General features: G+C 55.8%; 18 protein-coding genes, 2 tRNA genes and 1 pseudogene. 12 read left to right on the top strand and 9 right to left on the bottom strand.

Annotated features, from left to right (window positions below):
- Positions 1-2 precede the first annotated feature (2 nt).
- The 6 genes from MFLA_RS03520 to MFLA_RS03495 all read right to left on the bottom strand — a co-directional run bounded on the left by MFLA_RS03520 (position 3) and on the right by MFLA_RS03495 (position 6,142).
- The gene (locus MFLA_RS03520) at positions 3-1,034 is read right to left on the bottom strand and encodes an AAA family ATPase (protein ID WP_011479052.1); all 1,032 of its coding nucleotides are present in this window, start codon (positions 1,032-1,034) and stop codon (positions 3-5) included.
- Positions 1,035-1,315: 281 nt separating this feature from the next.
- A complete protein-coding gene (gene mutM / locus MFLA_RS03515; RefSeq protein WP_011479051.1) occupies positions 1,316-2,155 on the bottom strand; it encodes a bifunctional DNA-formamidopyrimidine glycosylase/DNA-(apurinic or apyrimidinic site) lyase in 840 nt (279 codons plus the stop codon).
- A gap of 12 nt (positions 2,156-2,167) precedes the next feature.
- Positions 2,168-3,049, bottom strand: coding sequence for a DUF4340 domain-containing protein (locus tag MFLA_RS03510; protein ID WP_011479050.1), 882 nt, complete (start codon positions 3,047-3,049; stop codon positions 2,168-2,170).
- Positions 3,046-4,419, bottom strand: a complete 1,374-nt coding sequence (locus tag MFLA_RS03505) for a GldG family protein (RefSeq protein WP_011479049.1) — start codon at positions 4,417-4,419, stop codon at positions 3,046-3,048. Before MFLA_RS03505 ends, MFLA_RS03510 begins: the two co-directional genes overlap by 4 nt.
- A 12-nt stretch (positions 4,420-4,431) precedes the next feature.
- Positions 4,432-5,178 carry an ABC transporter permease subunit gene (locus MFLA_RS03500; protein WP_011479048.1) on the bottom strand — a complete coding sequence of 249 codons (747 nt, stop codon included), beginning with the start codon at positions 5,176-5,178 and terminating at the stop codon, positions 4,432-4,434.
- A 31-nt stretch (positions 5,179-5,209) separates the two neighbouring features.
- Positions 5,210-6,142, bottom strand: coding sequence for an ABC transporter ATP-binding protein (locus tag MFLA_RS03495; RefSeq protein WP_011479047.1), 933 nt, complete (start codon positions 6,140-6,142; stop codon positions 5,210-5,212).
- 357 nt (positions 6,143-6,499) lie between these two features.
- Between MFLA_RS03495 and MFLA_RS03485 the strand changes: the two genes are divergently transcribed.
- From MFLA_RS03485 to ychF, 8 genes are all read left to right on the top strand, one after another.
- Positions 6,500-8,188 carry a tetratricopeptide repeat protein gene (locus MFLA_RS03485; RefSeq protein WP_011479046.1) on the top strand — a complete coding sequence of 563 codons (1,689 nt, stop codon included), beginning with the start codon at positions 6,500-6,502 and terminating at the stop codon, positions 8,186-8,188.
- Positions 8,189-8,791 (top strand): lipoprotein insertase outer membrane protein LolB, encoded by a 603-nt coding sequence (lolB, locus tag MFLA_RS03480; protein WP_011479045.1) that lies wholly within the window; start codon positions 8,189-8,191, stop codon positions 8,789-8,791.
- A gap of 43 nt (positions 8,792-8,834) precedes the next feature.
- A complete protein-coding gene (ispE, locus tag MFLA_RS03475; protein WP_011479044.1) occupies positions 8,835-9,707 on the top strand; it encodes a 4-(cytidine 5'-diphospho)-2-C-methyl-D-erythritol kinase in 873 nt (290 codons plus the stop codon).
- Positions 9,708-9,724: 17 nt separating this feature from the next.
- Positions 9,725-9,801, top strand: a tRNA-Gln gene (locus tag MFLA_RS03470).
- A gap of 118 nt (positions 9,802-9,919) precedes the next feature.
- Positions 9,920-10,855: a ribose-phosphate pyrophosphokinase gene (locus MFLA_RS03465; protein WP_011479043.1), complete on the top strand. Its 936-nt coding sequence runs from the start codon at positions 9,920-9,922 to the stop codon at positions 10,853-10,855.
- A gap of 109 nt (positions 10,856-10,964) precedes the next feature.
- Positions 10,965-11,588: a 50S ribosomal protein L25/general stress protein Ctc gene (locus tag MFLA_RS03460; protein WP_011479042.1), complete on the top strand. Its 624-nt coding sequence runs from the start codon at positions 10,965-10,967 to the stop codon at positions 11,586-11,588.
- Positions 11,589-11,662: 74 nt separating this feature from the next.
- Complete coding sequence (gene pth / locus MFLA_RS03455) at positions 11,663-12,241, top strand: aminoacyl-tRNA hydrolase (RefSeq protein WP_048811835.1); 579 nt, start codon at positions 11,663-11,665, stop codon at positions 12,239-12,241.
- Positions 12,242-12,274: 33 nt separating this feature from the next.
- A complete protein-coding gene (gene ychF, locus MFLA_RS03450) occupies positions 12,275-13,360 on the top strand; it encodes a redox-regulated ATPase YchF (RefSeq protein WP_011479040.1) in 1,086 nt (361 codons plus the stop codon).
- Between the two features lie 61 nt (positions 13,361-13,421).
- Here the strand turns inward: ychF and MFLA_RS03445 are convergent, their stop codons facing one another.
- Positions 13,422-13,853: a DUF421 domain-containing protein gene (locus MFLA_RS03445; RefSeq protein WP_011479039.1), complete on the bottom strand. Its 432-nt coding sequence runs from the start codon at positions 13,851-13,853 to the stop codon at positions 13,422-13,424.
- A 265-nt stretch (positions 13,854-14,118) separates the two neighbouring features.
- Here MFLA_RS03445 and MFLA_RS03440 point away from each other — a divergent pair, with 265 nt between their 5' ends.
- Complete coding sequence (locus tag MFLA_RS03440; protein ID WP_011479038.1) at positions 14,119-14,673, top strand: DUF4142 domain-containing protein; 555 nt, start codon at positions 14,119-14,121, stop codon at positions 14,671-14,673.
- A 197-nt stretch (positions 14,674-14,870) separates the two neighbouring features.
- A complete protein-coding gene (locus MFLA_RS03435) occupies positions 14,871-15,113 on the top strand; it encodes a KGG domain-containing protein (protein WP_011479037.1) in 243 nt (80 codons plus the stop codon).
- 118 nt (positions 15,114-15,231) lie between these two features.
- Here the strand turns inward: MFLA_RS03435 and MFLA_RS03430 are convergent, their stop codons facing one another.
- Positions 15,232-16,710, bottom strand: coding sequence for an iron-containing redox enzyme family protein (locus tag MFLA_RS03430; protein WP_011479036.1), 1,479 nt, complete (start codon positions 16,708-16,710; stop codon positions 15,232-15,234).
- Between the two features lie 114 nt (positions 16,711-16,824).
- Positions 16,825-17,004, bottom strand: a complete 180-nt coding sequence (locus MFLA_RS14810; protein ID WP_229407151.1) for a hypothetical protein — start codon at positions 17,002-17,004, stop codon at positions 16,825-16,827.
- Positions 17,005-17,012: 8 nt separating this feature from the next.
- Between MFLA_RS14810 and MFLA_RS03425 the strand changes: the two genes are divergently transcribed.
- Positions 17,013-17,089: transfer RNA gene (locus MFLA_RS03425), tRNA-Met, on the top strand.
- A 665-nt stretch (positions 17,090-17,754) separates the two neighbouring features.
- Positions 17,755-18,951 (top strand): annotated as a pseudogene (locus MFLA_RS03415) (FAD-dependent monooxygenase).
- Positions 18,952-19,062 lie beyond the last annotated feature (111 nt).

Here is a 19,062-nt window from a genome sequence, read left to right as displayed (position 1 = left end):
GCTCAGGAAGGTACTGCCACGGTTTGCAGTATCTTGGCAGTCAACTCGCGGGCCAGCACCGTGCGGCGGCTTTCGTACATGGAATTGAACACGAGGCGGTGCGCAATCACCTCGTGAAACACCGCATGGATATCCTCGGGATAGACATATTCCCGCTCCATAAGCCAGGCATGCACGCGAGCAGCCTTGAGCAGCATCCCCATGCCGCGCGGGCTCGCACCGGCCTGGATCAGGCGCTGCATGTCGATGCCTTCGAGCGTGATACCGAAATCCTGCGGCTTTTGCGTGGCATCCCAGAGGTCGATCACATAATCTTCCAGGGCCTGGGAAGACTGCACATGGTTCTGCACCACGTCGGAGAAATCGTTGAGCATATTAAACGGCAGCAGGCCGCTCTCGACAGTGTGTGTCAATTGCTCGGCATGCTGGAAGCGCGTATCGAACACCAGCGATTTCCGCAGCGCCTTGTCCTCCGGCACATGGATGGGAATTTCCATCATGAAGCGGTCACGTGCTGCGGACGGGATTTCAAAGGTTTCATTCTTCTCCACCTGGTTGCGGTCGGCGAACACCACCATGTGCGGCAGACGATATTCGCGCTTGAACGCATGCAGGTGGCGCTCCGCCATCACACGCAGCATCAGCGCATGGACTTGTGGCCGGGCGCGGTTGATTTCGTTGAAGAAGAACACCGAGAGGTTCTCGCCTGCACGCAGCAATGGACCCTCGTCGATCTGCGGGCGGCCCTCCGGGCCGAGGAAAGTATGGTAGACAAGGTCGTTCGGCATCAAGTCCACCGTGCCTTCGATTCGCTCATAAGCACCGCCAATGCCACGTGCCACCGATTGCAGCAACGTCGTCTTGCCGACACCCACCCCGCCCTCCAGCATGACATGCCCACGTGCGAAGATGGCGATATTGATCAGGCGTATTGCCGCATCCTGGCCAACGATGACCTTTTTAACCTCGTCTTCCAGCTTCAGGGCGCGCGTTCTCCAGTCCGCCAGCTGACCTTCCGTTGCTGCACTTGCCATATTCATCCTCAATCGCCAATTTATATACAGATCTGTATATTTTGATGGCGAAATTCATATTTGGCAATGCTTTTTTTAACAAGCCCCTAAATCAAGAACCAAGTAACAGCGCCAAATTTCAGCCAGGTGACATGGGCATTCGCCATCAAAACAACTGGATAACAGGAGAATTAAGCAACAAAAATGGACAACAAAGTATGGCACGCCGACAGCTTGCATACCATCATGGGCTAACGATCGTGCACTGAAACTTCTCAGGACAAAACAGTCCCCATTGCCAATCAAGGCATGGCATTGGATGGTGGCTGGCCTTGTTGGCAGGCAGGGCAGTAAAAAGTCGAGCGCTGCCCCAGGCGCAGGACTGCAATAGGCGTTTGGCATACCCGGCAAGGCTGGCCGGTGCGGCCATAGACAAAATAGGTTTGCTGGAAATAGCCGGGATTGCCGTCCGCACCGAAAAAATCACGCAGGCTGCTTCCCCCGGCCTGCAAGGCATCTTGCAAGGTCAGCTTGACCTCCTCCACCAAGCGCCGGCATTGCGCCAGTGTCAGCGCCCTTGCCGGCGTTTCCGGGTGGATGCCCGCACGGAACAGGGACTCGCTGGCATAAATATTCCCAACCCCCACCACCAGGTGGCTATCCATGATCACGGTCTTGATCGGGGATGACCGGGTGCGAATGGCCTGCTGCAGGAACTCCCCATTGAACGCCTCATCCAGCGGCTCCTGACCTAACACCTTGAGCAAGCTGTGCTCGTCCGGCTGATCTCCCGCCCACAATACCGCGCCGAACCTGCGCGGATCGCGCATACGCATCACACGCCCATCGGCAAAATGCAGGTCGAAATGGTCATGCTTTTCAGGAAACGTATCGCTTTCCAGCAGGCAAAGCCGCCCTGACATGCCCAGGTGCAGGATCAAACAGCCGCTTTCAAAGCGGGCAATGATGTATTTGCCGCGGCGCCTCAGTTCCAGCAGCCTGGCGCCATGCAGCACTTGCGGCAAGTGGGAAGGGATGGGCCAACGCATGGCGGGCTGGCGAATCACGGCCTGCGTCACGGTGGCGCCGATTAATGGCTCCAAGCCGCGACGCGTGACCTCGACCTCGGGTAACTCCGGCATCAGTCCAGCAGCTTACTTGTCCAGCCCAATGGGTGGGTTGAGCAGCGTAAAACCAACATCAGCAGGGAAATGGTAGCGCATTCCCTCATCAGGGCGGCCCAGTATCAACTGCGGAGACTCCTGCATCTTGTCGAAATGCACTTTTCCACCGTCCTTGAGCTTGACCGTGAACGATGGGTATTGGGCTTGGCGACCCGGGGTGTATGGCTCGACAGAAGCAGCTCGGACTTTTTCCCAGAATTCGTCGAACCATCCCTCAATTTCTTCCTGCTTGGGCTTGGCGCCTGGTACTGATACCTGCCACTTGCCGCCGGGGTCGCGATCCAGTTGCAGGCGAACCTCCTGCCACTGCTCCAGGCGCGAGAAATCAAAGCCTGCAATGTCTTCCTTGGGCTTCAACGGGCTCTTGTCCAGCATTTCCAGCAGCTGGATCGCGGCCGTTTCAGAGTAGATGCCGGACAACAGATAGACAGCATCCTGATAAGCCACATATTGCTCGGAAGTCACCGGGTTATACAGCCCGAAAATGAACTCCTCGTCATTGAGCCTGATTTTTAGCCTGGGATTGTCCAGGCCAAAGCGGGCCGGATCCTCGGCAGAAAACTTCTCGCGACTGGTCGCGGCCACAATGGAGACAATCTGCAGCACAGTCGGCTGGTCGGCCCTTGCAGCATATGGCTGGGCCAAGTACCAGAAGCCATCCTTCTTTTCGAACACCACTGGTGCCTTGGCGGGAAACTCGATGCTGAGCTTGTCGAAATCCGACAACTTGAGACTGGACACCTCATAAGTAGCCTCCTGCTCCTCCTGCTCCTGCGGCTTGAGATAAAGGAACGCTACGATTCCCGCCACCAGCACCAGTAGCACCAGGTTAACTATCCACCTCGCCCTCATGCCTTGCGACGCCTCCACCAGATGACAATACCGATCACGATCAAGGCCAGCGGCAAAATACGGCTGAACCCGATGAATACAAATTGCGCAAGCAAGTTGGCCCAGCCCTCGGATGGAATCACGATATTCACATCCCGGCGCGGCTTGGGCTGGATAGTGATGAGCCTGTCGTCTCCAGCCAGCCAGTTGACCATATTCAGGCCCAGGTCGAGATTACCGCCATTGGAGAGGAAAGTATTGGCAAGGAAGTTGCCATTGCCCACCACGACTACGCGCTGGCCCTTGTCACCATATTGACGCTCCAGCGCCACCGCGATGTTGATCGGGCCTGGCAGATCCTTCTTGCTGTCGAAGCTGACATTACCGTCCACGCTGTCGGTTTCTAGCCAGCCATTAGGTGCCACTTCCACCAGGTTGGAAACCCGCCAACCATTCTCAAACGAATCTTCGGCATGCACCATGCGTGCCTCAGGGAACAAGGTGCGCAGCATGAAGTTCTTGGTGATGGCATGCACGCCGTACTGGTTGGCGAAGGCCACCTTGGCATCCGCGCCGTAGCGGGTCGCAGAAAGATCCACCACCATGCCCGGCGTCAGCTGTAGCCCCAGATATTCGGCAATCGGCTGCAAACCACGCAGGTTGATTTCGTCATCGATCAGCCACAGCAGATTGCCTCCCTGCTCAAGATAGCGCTTGATCTTCTGGACCTCCACATCCGTGAGATCCACCTGCGGACTGGCGATCACCAGCATGGAGCCATTGCTCGGCACCTCCTGGGCAAGCAGCAGGTCAGGATTCGACAGCTTGAAGCCTCTTTTCTCCAGATGGCGCCCAAAATCCCCGAGATCGTGGTTCTTGACGCCGATCAGGCTGCGCTCTCCATGCCCGTCCAGGAACATGATGGCATTCTGGTTGGTGCGCGACAGCCGAACCAGCAGGTTAGTCATTTCCTGCTCCGTGAATGCCTGCGGCGGTACGATATGTTCGGTCCGCTGGTTGTATTCAACCACCAGCTCGACTTCCGCCTTTACCCCGGCTTCCTGCGTTGCCTTGGGCTCTTCGGTCGGGCTGATGAAGCTCAGGTGGATATCCGGCTTGGCACGCTGATAGCGATCGACGAACTTGCTGATGTACTTGCGTGTGTCGTTGTCCTTGACGACGTAGGCAGTGATATTGATCGGCCCGTCCATCTCCTTGAGGATATTGATACTTCCCTCGCTCAAGGTATTGCGGCCGCCCTGCGTCACGTCGCGGCTGAAATGATATTGATATGTCAGGAATCCGAGCAGGAACACCAGCACCAGAAACAGCACCACGAAGAAGCTGTTCTGTACGAACAATTGAAAGCGTAGTTTGCGATTGGTTTTCATAAAGTCTCTCGATCAGCCACGCAAGCGATCTGCATCCAGCCTACGAATAGTCAGGGTCAGAAAAGTAATGATAAACAACAAGAAATAGGCAATGTCGCGGGTATCCAGCATGCCGCGAGAAAGAGGCTCAAAATGGCGCATCAGGGACAGGTTTGCGACAGTATTGCTCGGATCCCCTGCGAGAAAATACTCGATCAACTGCAGGGCCAGCAGTGCGACGAAGGTAATGATCGCAGCAACCACCGGCTGCTGCGTGGTACTGGAAACATACGTCCCCAGTGCACAATAGCTGGCCAGCAGCAGGAACAGGCCCAGCAGGTTGGCAAACAGAAAACCGAAATCGATATCTGCCCACAGATTAAGCGAGAATACCATGGCCCCGATCAGCAACACGCTCACCGACAGGAATGATAGCAAGCCGACAAACTTGCCCAGGACGATCTCGGTCAGCGACAAGGGAGCGCTGAACAGGAAAGGCAGCGTCTGCTGGCGGCGTTCCTCACTAATCAGCCGCATCGAGAGCAAGGGCACGGCAAATAGCATGATAAAAGGCGCAATGCCGAATACGCTGCCACCGACGAACTCAGTGACGCCGATGCGCTGGTCGGGACGCATCGCACCCGACATGGTCAAGAAATACTGGTCCACACTCATTAGGTAGAACGTGGCAAACACAAACTGCAGCAGGGCAAGGATCACCCAGCCCATGGGCGAAGAGAACAGGCTCTTCAATTCTTTTCTGGCAATATTGACGATCATGGAGAAATCCTTAAAACGCAGGCTGCTGCCTTCAGGCAGCAGCTTCCTGGAATGTGAGTTGGACAAAGACCTCCTCCAACGAAGTCTGGTCGGGATTGATCTGGAATAGCCCCCATCCCTGGCTGACGGCAGCCTGAACCAGCGCCTCGGATGGCGCTTCGCCTGGGGTATGGCGGATACGCAGCAGGCTACCCTCCACCGCCTCTACCGCCTCCACGCCGGGAATGCTCAGCAATGCCTCGTGTGCAGGCGGGTTCCGGAGTCCCACCAGCAGGCGGTTACCATGGCGCTGCTGCTTGAGGACATCAATTCCGCCATTGAAGACCAGGCTGCCCTTGTGAATAATCTGAACGCGGTCACAGACCATTTCCACCTCTGGCAGGATATGTGTGGAAAGAATCACGCTGTGTTCGCCTCCAAGCTCCTTGATCAAGGCACGGATATCGCGGATCTGGATCGGATCCAGTCCCACCGTAGGCTCATCCAGGATGACCACCATCGGGTTGTGAATGATGGCCTGGGCAATTCCCACGCGCTGCTGGTAACCCTTGGATAAGTTCTCGATCAGGCGCTTGCCCATTTCGGTCAGCCCACAACGCTGCTTGGCAACATCGACCGCTTTCTTGATATGCTGGGGGCTGACACGGTGCAAACGGGCCGCAATCGTGAGAAACTCGTCGACGGTCAATTCGCGGTACAAGGGAGGCTGCTCAGGAAGGTAGCCGATCAATGCCTTGGCATCCTTGGGACGCTCCATCATATCGATACCACAGATCTTCACCGAACCGTTGCTAGGAGCCAGATTGCCTGTCAGCATCTTCATGGTGGTGGACTTGCCTGCGCCATTCGGCCCCAGAAAACCCAGCACCTCACCCTTGCTCAAGGTGAAGCTGACATCATTGACGGCCGCGCGGCTGCCATATTGACGGGTTAACTCTGAAGCCTCTACGGTAATAGTCGTCATATATTGAGTGAATTATCCGGTTTTTAAGGGGTGCTAAGTTAGAAAAACATCACTCGCCTGTCAAGTTTGTCTCACCTGCGCAGCGCTACAGGAACGTCACAACAAGCCTGACAATGTTGAAAAATTCGCGTGTAAAACCACCATCTCCGGATGACAGAGTGATCTCTAAAACATACAGACAAGTAAACACCAAACAGTCCAGCTGATGGCATCGCGCATTATGGGTGAACTTGTGCGCACTGTCACGGACTAAGAATAACTGTGAAAATTCTTGGAAAACTTGCCTCACCCCATTGAAAATGCCCCAGGCAGGCTTCAATATGCTAATTATCAACCCGCTACGAGATTTCCTTGAAAATGCCTATTAGCAAAAAGATTGCAATTGTAGTTGCCTATGCAGCGGTATCGTTGGGTATGGGAACTGCTGCTGGCGCAGCAACCAAGACAGAAAACCCCTCTCCCGCGCTCACTGGCGAGTTCGTATATAAATACCTGATTGGGGAAATTGCCGGACAACGTGGCCAGTTTGACCTGGCAAGCGCATTGTTTCTCGACCTGGCCAAGACCAGCCAGGACTCACGTCTAGCCGAACGCGCAGCCAAGACCGCCGTGATGGGCAACGACGGACGCACGGCCATCGACGCAGCCAGCCTATGGTCGCAGCTCGACCCTAGCTCCGCAGAGGCACACCAGGCCTTGACCCAGATGCTGATCAACACTGGTAAGCTGAATGAGGCCAAACCACACCTCAGGGCCCTGCTTGCCAACGAAGAAGGCCGTGCTGGCGGCTTCATGTTCCTCAACAACTTACTTTCGCGCCAGCAAAACAAGGCAGCGGTGTTGAGCCTCGTGCAGGAGCTTGCGCGCGACTACCCTGACCTTCCCGAAGCCCATTTCGCAATTGCGCATGCTGCCTGGAATGCAGGCAATATCGACCTTTCCCTCAACGAACTCAGCCAAGCGGACAAATTGCGCCCGGGCTGGGAAATGGCAGCATTGATGCGTGGGCAGGTGCTGCTTGGCAAATCGCCGGCAGAAGCCGTGGCGTTTTACCGCAGCTTCCTGTCGACGAATACAGGTGCCAATGAAGTGCGCCTAGCGCTCGCGCGGATACTCGCCGGACAAAAGAAATTCGACGAAGCCAAGGCCGAATTCATCAAGTTGATAGAAGCGGCGAATGGCAACCCCGAAATCCTGGTCGTGGTGGGTCTGCTCTCCCTACAAGCCAATGAGCTGCCAGATGCGGAAAAGTATTTCAAGGAGGCCCTGGGCAAGGGTTTCAAGGATAAGGACCAGCTCTACATCTACCTCGGCCAGATCGCCGAGAGGAAGCGTAACGATGAAGAAGCGCTGCAATGGTACAGCAAGGTTGCGCCTGGCGAGGTGCGCTATGTTGATGCCCAGCTCGGGGTAGCCAATGTCATTTCGCGCCGCGATGGCATCGATGCCGCCATCCAGTCGCTGGAAAACCTGAAAGATCTGACCGATGCCCAGCGTGCGGCCATCGTCCACGCGCAAGCCAATGTTCTGACCCAGGCCAAGCGTTACCAGGAAGCCTATGCTCGCCTGGAGAATGCCATCAACACCCTGCCCAACTCCCCAGAGCTGGTCTATGACTTTGCCATGGCGGCAGAACGCATCAACAAACTGGATGTGATGGAGCGCGAGCTGCGCAAACTGATCAAGATGCAACCCGACTTCGCACAGGCCTACAATGCATTGGGCTATTCCCTGGCGGACCGCAATATTCGCCTGGATGAAGCCAAGGCGATGATTGAAAAGGCACATGAACTCAGCCCGGACGATCACTATATTCTCGACAGCCTGGGCTGGGTATATTACCGCCTGGGCGACCTGGACAAGGCCCTGGAATATTTACGACGCGCCTATGCCCAGCAGCCAGACCCTGAAATTGCCGCCCACCTAGGGGAAGTGCTCTGGAAGCAGGGTAAGCGCGACGAGGCGGTCAAGACCTGGGAAGCTGCGCTTTCCGCTTTCCCGGAAAACGAAGTCCTGATCAGCACCAACAGAAAATTCAACCGCTAAATGCAAGCCTTAGCACGCTGGTTGCTCCTGGGCACCATCCTGGCCGTCCCCGGCTGCGCCAGCATCCCACCTGCCACGGCGCCCAGCACGCCCGAAACTCACCGACAACACCTGGCCACCCTGGCCAAGATAGACCAGTTCGGCCTGAAGGGGCGCATTGGCGTGCAGACCGAAACCAAGGGATTCTCTGGCTCGACGCAATGGCAGCACACTCCGCTGCAGGACGAGATCGCCCTGTTTTCGCCGCTGGGAAGCCAAGTTGCCGCAATCCATCGCACCAGCGGCAGTCTCAGTCTGGTGACTAGCGACAACAAGCATTTTGAAGCGGCGGATGCCGAAACCCTGACGGAGCAGAACCTGGGCTGGCGCCTGCCCATGAACGGGCTGGCAGACTGGGTGCTTGGACGGCCAGGCAAGGCGCCGATAGAAACCGTGCAGTGGGATGATGCCGGACGGCTCGTCAAGCTCAGGCAGGATGGATGGGATATCGAATACGGCCAATATACCGCCATTGGCCATTACCAGCTCCCTACCCGCCTCACCCTGCGTCATGCCAGCAAGCTCACGCTCAAGCTGATCGTGCAGCAATGGCAACTGCCCTAACCGATCACCAACTCCATCGCATTCAGCAATATTATCTGTCCTGATGATGCAAGACTTCCACGCTTACCCCGCGCCAGCAAAAATCAACCTGTTCCTGCATATCACGGGCCGCCGCCCTGATGGCTACCACCTGCTGCAAAGCGTATTCCGCCTACTGGACTTTGGTGATACCGTGCATATCAGGCCGCGAGCCGACCATCTCATCCGGCGCACGGAAAACACACCCGGCGTACCAGAGGAAAGCGATTTGTGCATCCGCGCGGCAACACTGCTGCAACGCCATTCCGGCTGCAAACTAGGGGCCGATATCTACGTGACCAAGCGCACGCCGATGGGCGGCGGACTGGGCGGAGGCAGTTCAGACGCTGCAAGCGTTTTGCTCGCCCTCAACCAGTTATGGCATCTTCACTTGCGTCGCGAGGAATTGATCACGCTGGGCCTCAGTCTGGGAGCAGACGTTCCCTTCTTCATTTTCGGAGAAAGCGCCTGGGTAGAGGGCATTGGGGAAAAACTGCAATCAATTCAATTACCCCAAGCCTATTATGTCGTCATCACGCCGCGCATCCATATCTCGACCGCGGAAATTTTTGCATCGAAGCAATTGACAAGAGACACGAATCCCACGACAATAGCGGCCTTTCTGAGGGACTTGGTTCACAACGATCTCGAAACCGTGGTCAGACAACAGCACCCGGAAGTTGAAAAATGCCTGCAATGGCTTTCTCGATTCTCCAAGGCGCGCATGAGTGGTTCTGGCGCTTCGGTATTCGCAGCATTCGATAGCCAGGAATCTGCAGAAGCTGTACTTGCAAGAGTGAATGAGGCACGCGAGTTGCCACAATTCGTAGGTTGTGAAGTTTCAGGCTTCTGCGCAAAAGGGTTGGATCAACATCCCCTGCGCAGTTTTGCAACCTGATGGAGACAACGATCAAATGGGGAGTCGCCAAGCTGGTTAAGGCACCGGATTTTGATTCCGGCATGCGAAGGTTCGAATCCTTCCTCCCCAGCCAGAATAAAAGCGTGTAACTTAAAAATTACACGCTTTTGTTTTTTGCACGCGATTGACACCACGATTTCTCGCGGCTTGTTTTTTTAGAGATAAGGATTCCAACTGTGGCCAAGGGCGACATGATGGTATTTACCGGCAACGCCAACCGTGCGCTTGCCGAAGAGGTGGTCAGCCACCTGGGCATAGCGCTTGGCCGGGCCACCGTAGACCGCTTCAGCGATGGCGAAGTCATGATCGAGCTGCTGGACAATGTCCGTGGCAAGGATGTCTTCATCCTGCAATCCACCTGCATGCCGACCAACGACCATCTGATGGAAGTCATGGTCATGGTCGATGCCCTGCGCCGCTCCTCTGCCGCACGCATCACCGCAGCCATTCCTTATTTTGGCTATGCGCGCCAGGACAGGCGCCCGCGTTCCGCACGGGTCGCGATTACCGCCAAGGTGATCGCCAACATGCTGACCACGGTTGGCGTCAATCGCCTGCTGACCATGGACTTGCACTCCGACCAGATTCAGGGCTTTTTCGATATTCCGGTGGACAACATCTACGCCACCCCCATCCTGCTCCAGGACTTGACCCAGCAAAACCATGATGACCTTGTCGTGGTGTCCCCCGACGTTGGCGGCGTGGTGCGTGCCCGTGCCGCGGCCAAACATCTCAACGTCGACCTGGCCATTATCGACAAGCGCAGGCCCAAGCCCAATGTGGCCAAGGTCATGAATATCATCGGCGATGTTTCTGGTCGCACCTGCGTATTGATGGACGACATGGTAGATACCGCCAACACCTTGTGCGAAGCCGCCATTGCACTGAAGCAGCAAGGCGCCAAGAAAGTCGTGGCCTACTGTACTCATCCCGTGCTCTCCGGCGAGGCGGTATCGCGTATCACCAACTCCGAATTGGATGAACTGGTGGTCACCAACACGATCCCGCTGCGCCCGAATGCGCAACAATCACCAAAGATACGTGTGGTCAGCGCGGGCGAGCTGTTCGCGGAAACGATACGCCGTATCAGCAATGAAGACTCAGTCAGCTCCCTGTTCGTAGAATAGCGGGAGCATGGTTCCGGCGGATGGGCATACCCGTCCGCCTTTTCTGTTATCTGGTCGCGGATAACAGGCAAACCCAAGGCCGACAGGCCTTTTATTAGGAGTAGTTAACATGGCAATTACAATCAAAGCAACCAAGCGCGAGGGCAAGGGTACGAGTGCGAGCCGCCGCCTCCGTCGCGCTGGTAATGTTCCAGGCGTGGTTTACGGTGGGGACAAGGAAGCAGTCAGCCTCGAGTTCAATCACAAGGAACTGTTCCTCGAGTTCCGTCATGAAACATTCCACGCTTCCATCCTGAACCTGGAAGTGGACGGCCAAAAAGAGCAAGTCGTTCTGCGTGACTACCAGCTGCACCCAGTCCGCAACACCATTCAGCACATCGACTTCCAGCGCGTCAGTGCAAGCGAGAAAGTGCACGTGAAAGTGCCTCTGCACTTCATCAATGCCGACATCGCCCCAGGCGTGAAACTGGCCGGCGGCATCGTGACCCATATCCTGACTGAAGCCGATGTGAGCTGCCTGCCCAAGGACCTGCCAGAGTTCATCGAAGTGGACTTGAGCAACCTTGAAGCCGGTCACTCCATCCACTTGTCGCAAATCAAGCTGCCCAACGGCGTTGAGTTCGTACAACTGGCACACGACAACGATGCAGCTGTGGCATCCATCTCCAAGCCGCGCGGCGGTGCTGGCGCTGAAGGCGAAGCCGATGCTGAAGGCGAAGCTGCAGCCGAGTAATACCAGCGTCAATGCTTGAACGCGCGCGCCGGGCAACCGGCGCGCGCGTATTCATTTTAAAGACTCAGATCATCATGAATGGTATCCGCCTGTTTGTTGGCCTCGGTAATCCCGGCGCCCAATATGAAGACACCCGCCACAATGCAGGCTTCTGGTGGATAGACCAGCTCTGCGCGCAGACTGCCAGCAAAACTACCCTGGAAGCCAAGTTCTTTGGCCTGAGTGGCCGCCTCAACGGCCATGCCGACACCTGGCTGCTCAAGCCTACCACCTTCATGAATGCCAGCGGCCGTGCTGTGGCAGCACTCGCGCGTTTTTACAAAATTCCGGCAGAGCAAATCCTCGTCGTCCATGACGAACTGGACTTGCCTCCCGGCGCTGCGCGCCTGAAGAAGGGCGGCGGCCATAGCGGCCATAACGGCCTCAAGGACATCGCCGCGCAACTGGGTACCAATGATTTCTGGCGCCTGCGCCTGGGCATCGGCCATCCTGGCGACCGCAGCGCGGTGGTCAATTATGTGCTCAATGCCCCACTGCGCGATGAAATGCAGCAGATAGCATATGCCATGGACGACAGCATGCTCGTATTGCCGCAACTGCTCGAAGGCAAGTTCGAGGAAGCCATGCTCAAGCTGCACACCAAGACCAAGTAGAATTAACCCTTAACCAAGAACAGGCAGATCACCATGAAATGCGGAATTGTTGGCCTACCCAACGTAGGAAAATCCACCCTCTTCAACGCGATTACCCGTGCAGGCATCGAAGCGGCCAATTACCCGTTCTGCACCATAGAACCCAATGTCGGCATCGTTGAAGTGCCCGATCCGCGCCTCAAACCACTGATCGAGATCGTCAACCCGCAGAAAGTCCAGCCAGCCATTGTCGAATTTGTCGACATCGCCGGACTGGTCGCAGGTGCATCCAAGGGCGAAGGCTTGGGCAACAAGTTCCTCGCCAACATCCGCGAAACCGATGCGATTGCGCATGTCGTACGCTGCTTCGACGACGGCAACATCGTGCACGTCGCAGGCAAGGTCGACCCGCTGGCCGATGTCGAGACCATCAATACCGAGCTGGCGCTTGCCGACATGGAAACCGTGGAGAAAACCCTGCAGCGTGAAAGCAAGAAAGCCAAATCCGGCGACAAGGAGGCCATTGCCCTCTGCGCCGTGCTGGAAAAGGTGCAGCAACATCTGGACCAGGGCCATCCGGTCCGCACCCTGGGCCTGGACGAAGACCAGCTCAAATTGATCAAGCCGCTGTGCCTGATCACGGTCAAGCCGGTGATGTACCTCGCCAATGTCGACGAAGAGGGTTTCGACAATAACCCCTTGCTGGAAAAAGTACTGGAACTCGGCAAGAAAGAAAGCGCACCGGTGGTCGCAATTTGCGCCAAGATCGAGAGTGAAATCGCCGACCTGGAAGATGAAGACAAGGCCATGTTCCTCGCCGAGCTAGGGCTGGAAGAGCCAGGGCTGGACCGCGTGATCCGCGCCGCCTACGACCTGCTCGGCCTGCAGACCTACTTCACCGCCGGCGTAAAGGAAGTACGCGCCTGGACCATACGCAAAGGTTCGACCGCACCACAAGCCGCCGGCGTCATCCATACGGATTTCGAACGCGGCTTCATCCGCGCCGAAGTAATTGCGTACGATGAGTACGTCAAGCACAAAGGGGAAAAAGGCGCCCAAGAAGCAGGCAAGATGCGCCTGGAAGGCAAAGACTACATTGTGCAGGATGGCGACATCATGCACTTCCGCTTCAACGTCTGACCCGCCATCCAGTGGAGGGGGAAATCTGTGCTACGGCACGGATTCTCCTCATCCAACCTACTCAAGCCGACAGCCGGATCACGCTGATCCTGCCGTCAGGCTCCAAGCGCATTTCCTTGACCTGCTCCAGCTTCTCCAGGCCCTCCTCGCGCATTTTCGACATAAGTTCTTCCTTGGTAATCCATTCCCGCCGCAGATTCTTCCATTGGATTTCACCATTGCGCACCAGCATCATGCTGGAGGACTCGGTAAATTGCCGGACCAATGGGAAGCGGTAGCCCAGGTAGTCGAACAGCAGGTTCCAGCCCAGCAAGGTCATGACCAGCAGCGCGCCATCCAAAAAGGTTTCGGAGTCGCCGCTCATCGCATTTTGAGAGGCATCCGCAACAATCACGACGAACAGGAAGTCGCCGATGCCCAGGCTTCCTACATCCCGACGCAGAATGAACCGGAAGATGATGAAGAGGAACCAGAATACCAGAGAGCCACGCACTATAATTTCCCATGGCGCAACACTGAAAGTGAATAACTCCATCGCTGGCTCTCGCTTCTATGAATTGCCGCTATATTAAGCATGTCTTACGTGGCCGCATGTAGGTGGAATCCGCAAAGCATTGTAGGAAAAAACAGGAAAATATGCCTGTATCCCCGATGCAGCTTGTCCTCATCGCTCCTACACGCGAATCAGGGTTCTCTGGTTTACATCAGCCGCAGCCTGCCGTCATCATGCCTATTCACGCATAAAAACGGAGCCTGACATGATGTCTGTATTATGGCTACGCAAGCAGTGGCTCAACCTACTTGCCATATCACTGCTTGCCTCCCCCATCCTGATGTTGAGTAATGCCGCTGCGGCAGAGGCCCTGTCTGCAAAAGATCAGGGATACCTGAAAGATATCGCTCGCTTGGGGATATTACAGATTGAAGCCAGCGAGTTGGCCGTCGTCAAGTCCAGCAACGAGGCGGTACGCCATCATGCGCAGGAAATAATCAAGATTCAGGCCCAGCTGGGTGAGGCGCTCAAGCAGATCGCCAACCAGAAGCGTGCTTCACTCCCCAAAGAACCCTCCTTATGGCAAAAAGCCAAGCTCAGGAGCCTGTCCGCCAAGGATGGCGCTGAATTTGACCTCGGCTATGCCAAGACGGTCGGCGTCAAGTCTCAGGAAGAAATGGTGAACTTGCTCGGCAAAATCGCCAATCGTGCGGAAGATCCGGAGATCAAGGCATTTGCCCTGCAACACTTATCTCCAGCCACATCCAACCTCGAAACCGCCAAAGCCCTGCTCGCCGTCCTCAAGGTGGAAGATGACTGAAACTAGGCTCCTTCGCTTGCATATCCAGCATGCATTTCCAGCGTGTCCTTCCTGTCGAGTTTTCTGACACGGTTATAAGACGGCGGCTTATAACGAGCAGCGCCGGGCCGACCAATAATGATCACACTTTCTTTTAACGGAGAGAGTTGCAACAACCCCATTGCCTCACTCTATCAACATCATTATGGAGGTCTACCATGGTACAAACTGCAAGCCCGCGCGGCTTTGCCGCAATGAGTCCCGAAAAACAACGCCAGATTGCCAGCATGGGTGGCAAAGCCGCACATGCCAAGGGCACAGCGCATGAATTCGACTCTGCCTCTGCCCGGGAGGCAGGACGCAAGGGTGGTCGCGCCGCACATGCAAAAGGCACTGCACACCAATTTACCTCCAAAGAGGCACGTGCTGCAGGCCGCAAAGGCGGTCGGCGCAGCTCCTAGTCATTCATCAAAGGCGGTCGTCAGCTGATGGCCGTCTCTATTGACTTGGTACCCAGCATGAAAAAGCCAGGCATTTTGCCTGGCTTTTTCATTGATGCCGAGACAATTGCGCAGCGGTTTACACCCTGCCATGCCACAGGAACAAAGCAGAATGTTGCGAATAAAGCTCACTGCCTTTTTCCAGGATGGATTTGTATATCCGCGCTGCCTTGAGCCCTTCCTGCGTATGATGTGCCAGTGGCGACAGGAGCCGGATCATGTGCTCCATGAGATCCGCCTGGCTGCCGGACTCATTGAAATCAGCCCAGTGCTCCTCTGCCTCTTCCGGCCTGCGGGCAGGTGGGGGCGAAACTGGCACCAGATCTGCAACATCGGTATGTGGCAGACGCTTACCGTATTCATCGCTACGGGCGGACCAGTCCACCACCACTTGCTGCGGATACCCCGGTGCAGGCAGTAAGTTCCCTCGTTCCAGCACCTGCCACAACCTCGTCTTGCCTTTCTCATCTGGATGCATCCACCCCTCATTGCAAAGCTGCTGCAATAGCAAGGGCAACGGCAAGCTATCCGTCCAGCGCCCACGAATGCCCCTCTCCATGCAATCAATCCGATAAACGCGCTCAAGATACGCCGCGCAAGGCTGCATGACAGCGAGAAATGCCTTTTGCAAATCGAATGACGCAACGATACCGGGGATATCCAGGCCCAATCGATGCAGTTTGTAGCCGTTGTTGACACGATGAAGCAACATCTCCCTTGCCTTCGCGCTGTCCGCCGTGTCCAGCAGGGATCCTAGCAATTTCATGGCGCTGGAGGCACCAGCGTCGTCCTCGGTGACATGTAAAGTAAAATAATGCGGCAGCACCCCTTGCTCACTCAGTTCATAAGCAGCAATCAGCATCGGAAGCGAGACCTGATCGTAACCCAGGTTGAAGCCGATGATTTCCGGCAGGTAATGATCGACATGATGTCCCAGTGCCAGCCTGATGGCGCCTTGGACATAATACTGATCATCCAGGCCGTGCCAGTCTGCGCATCCGTTTCGATCGAGCAACTTCTGGTATAAACTGACCTGGTTGCAGCCCGGATCGCCATCGCCCAGATTGCGGAGATAGACCCTGCACATGGGAGCGAACCTAGCCTCGCGCCAGTGTTTTAAAAAGCCGTAGAGCCAGGCGCCTTCCACCATCCTGCTGGGCGCCATCGATTGCAAAAAATGCAAGGCATGGGCCCTGCAGGAGAAATACCGCGCCTGTTGGCCGGCATGCCTGTCGGCTAAATAGGCCCGGTAGTCGCTTCTCACCCGAGCGCAGCGCTGCTCCAGCCATTGTGGCAACGCGGCTATATCGTGCGGAAGATCGCTCTCCAGGTGCGCCACCTCCACCAGCCTCTCATCAAGGAATTTCCGTGCAGCATGATGGGTATCGCTGTCACCAGCGCTGCGCGCCAAGGCATGAAACAAGTCACGCACAGGAAAGGAAGCCCGGATGGAGGGCGAAGGGTTGCGCTTGGCCACAATGGAGGAAACATCACGCCTGAATGCCAAGCTTGGAACGACTCCCGGTATCATGCCCCGACCCAGCGTCACTTCTTTCATGATGCACCTCCATAAAACAATGCCAGTAAGATTAGGATAGAAGAGATTATTCATGAACGTGTATCTGGATACCGTCAGACAGCACCATCAACTTCCGTAGGAAAACCATTCCGATCAACAAGAATCTGGAGATTTCCATTCCATTTCAATCGGTTGAATCATTCCATGAAAAAATCCCGATTTTTCCAGGATCCTTTCTTCTGACTTATCCAAGTCACGCTCAACATAGAAAATCACATTGGCTTTGACTTTCTGCCCACAAGAAAATAGAATAGCGGGCTTGGTTGAATCCATTGGATTCTGGTGATGTAGCTCAGCTGGTTAGAGCACAGGATTCATAATCCTGGGGTCGAGGGTTCAAGTCCCCCCATCACCACCATTTACCCGTCTCACAGAGTTTCACCAAGTATCAAAAAAGCCGCATGATCACTGAATCTGCGGCTTTTTTTGTATTATTCCATCCAATCCCGTTGCTTGACATCTCATGTTTTAGAAGCGTAATTTCCGGGGAGCGGTTATCCAAACATGGCACTTTCAGACGCCATCTTAAATGCCAAGCCATGTGATAACACACCCCGCTTGATGATGAAGCGGGATGGTTCATTCAAGATACCCCCAGCCGGGAGTAATAGTAGCGTTTCTAATACTGCTTTAACGGCAAGGAAAAACTGCTCTCGCAGGACACCTTTGCTGACGTCAGTCATGCAAACGCCCGTGAACGCCGTGATACAGCCAAGAGCTTGTTGGCTAGAGTCCCGCTGATTGACCCCAGTGCAAAACGCAAGGCGCATCAATCAGCACAAGCCGGTAGTGTGGCAAACAGTGCTAAGGTGGTAGCCAAGGAATGGATGGCCCGTAGATAGCGAACAAAGCGCAGACCACATCGGAACAAAGTCATTCGACGCTTTCACCCAGCGGGTTTGCGACTCTTTCGGTAAGGCACCTGCAGGAACCCTGGTTAAAGTGTGAAAAACGGAGCGATCAGCAAACGCGAATGATGCTGCAAGTATCTGCTGTCGACAGTCAGGATCAAGGAGGCACGTGATGGCGAAACGAGTTCTTGTTACCGGTGGTAGCGTCGCAGCGAACACGCTTGCATGGTGGCTGCTCAGGGGTGGATTCGACGTTACGGTCGTCGAAAAGGCAGCGGAGTTCCGCGACGGTGGTCAGAGCATTGACGTGCGCGGTGTGGCGCGAAGCGTATTACGACGCATGGAGCTGGAAGAGAAGGTCGCTGCCCATGGAACCGGAGAAACCGCCTGGACCTTCGTCGATGAGCACGGCAAGGTCATCGCCAAGTTCGAACTGAGTAAACTGGGGGCAGACGGCCCTACGGCCGAGCTGGAAGTCCTGCGTGGCGAGCTGGCCAGGGTGCTGTACGAGAGCGTTCACGAACGCGTTGACTATCGTTTCGGCGACGCCATCGCTGCGATTGAAGATGATGTTCATGCTGCGCACGTGCGCTTCGAGAGCGGCAGGAGCGAGGAATATGATCTCGTACTGGTTGCCGAAGGGGTAGGATCGTTGACACGCGAATTGATCTTCAAGGGCGAGAACTAGCCGCGTTGGATGGACGTCACGATGGGTTATTTCACGATCCCCAAGGGGCCGGGGGACAGCACCGACGCCCGCTGGTACAACGCACCCGGAGGCAGGAGCATCTTCCTGCGCCCAGACAACAAAGGCACGACGCGCGCCGTCCTGACGCTGCAAGCCCCCATTCGCGAAGCGCCGGAGTCAGCACAGGAACAGAAAAGGTGGCTCAAAGAACGATTCGCCGATGCAGGCTGGGAGGCGCCGCGGGTGCTTGATGGGCTCGAAGACGCGACAGACCTCTATTTCGACCTGCTGCGGCAGGTGAGAATGAAACGATGGCACAAGGGCCGGATCGCGCTGACAGGCGATGCGGCATGGTGCGCAACGCCGCTCAGCGGCATCGGCACCACCCTCGCGATCGTCGGGGCCTATGTGCTCGCTGGCGAACTATCGAAGACACACGACATTGCACAGGCATTTAAGTGCTATGAAAACATCATGCGCCCCTTCGTCGAGAAGGGGCAGAATGTCCCGAAGTTCGGACCGCGGCTAATGCATCCGCACAGTCGTCTGGGTGTCTCATTTCAGAGATCCGCGCTCAGGTTCGTGTCGAAACCCGGGATCCAGAAGGTGCTGACGAAGGTGGCGATGCCTGCCGCCGATAAGGTCGACTTGCCCGATTATCAATATCACGCATCAAGCTGAGTGGGACTTCGCCCTACATCATGGGGTAGTGGTGCAATCCATGTCACGCCTGAACTCATCACACCAGAACCAGCAGTATGGGATCAATGGGTGACGGAGCTGGAAGCCTCC

Source organism: Methylobacillus flagellatus KT (assembly GCF_000013705.1).
Lineage (GTDB): Bacteria > Pseudomonadota > Gammaproteobacteria > Burkholderiales > Methylophilaceae > Methylobacillus > Methylobacillus flagellatus.
Note: the sequence above shows the minus strand (reverse complement) of the source record. Positions and strands in the feature narration are given on the sequence as shown.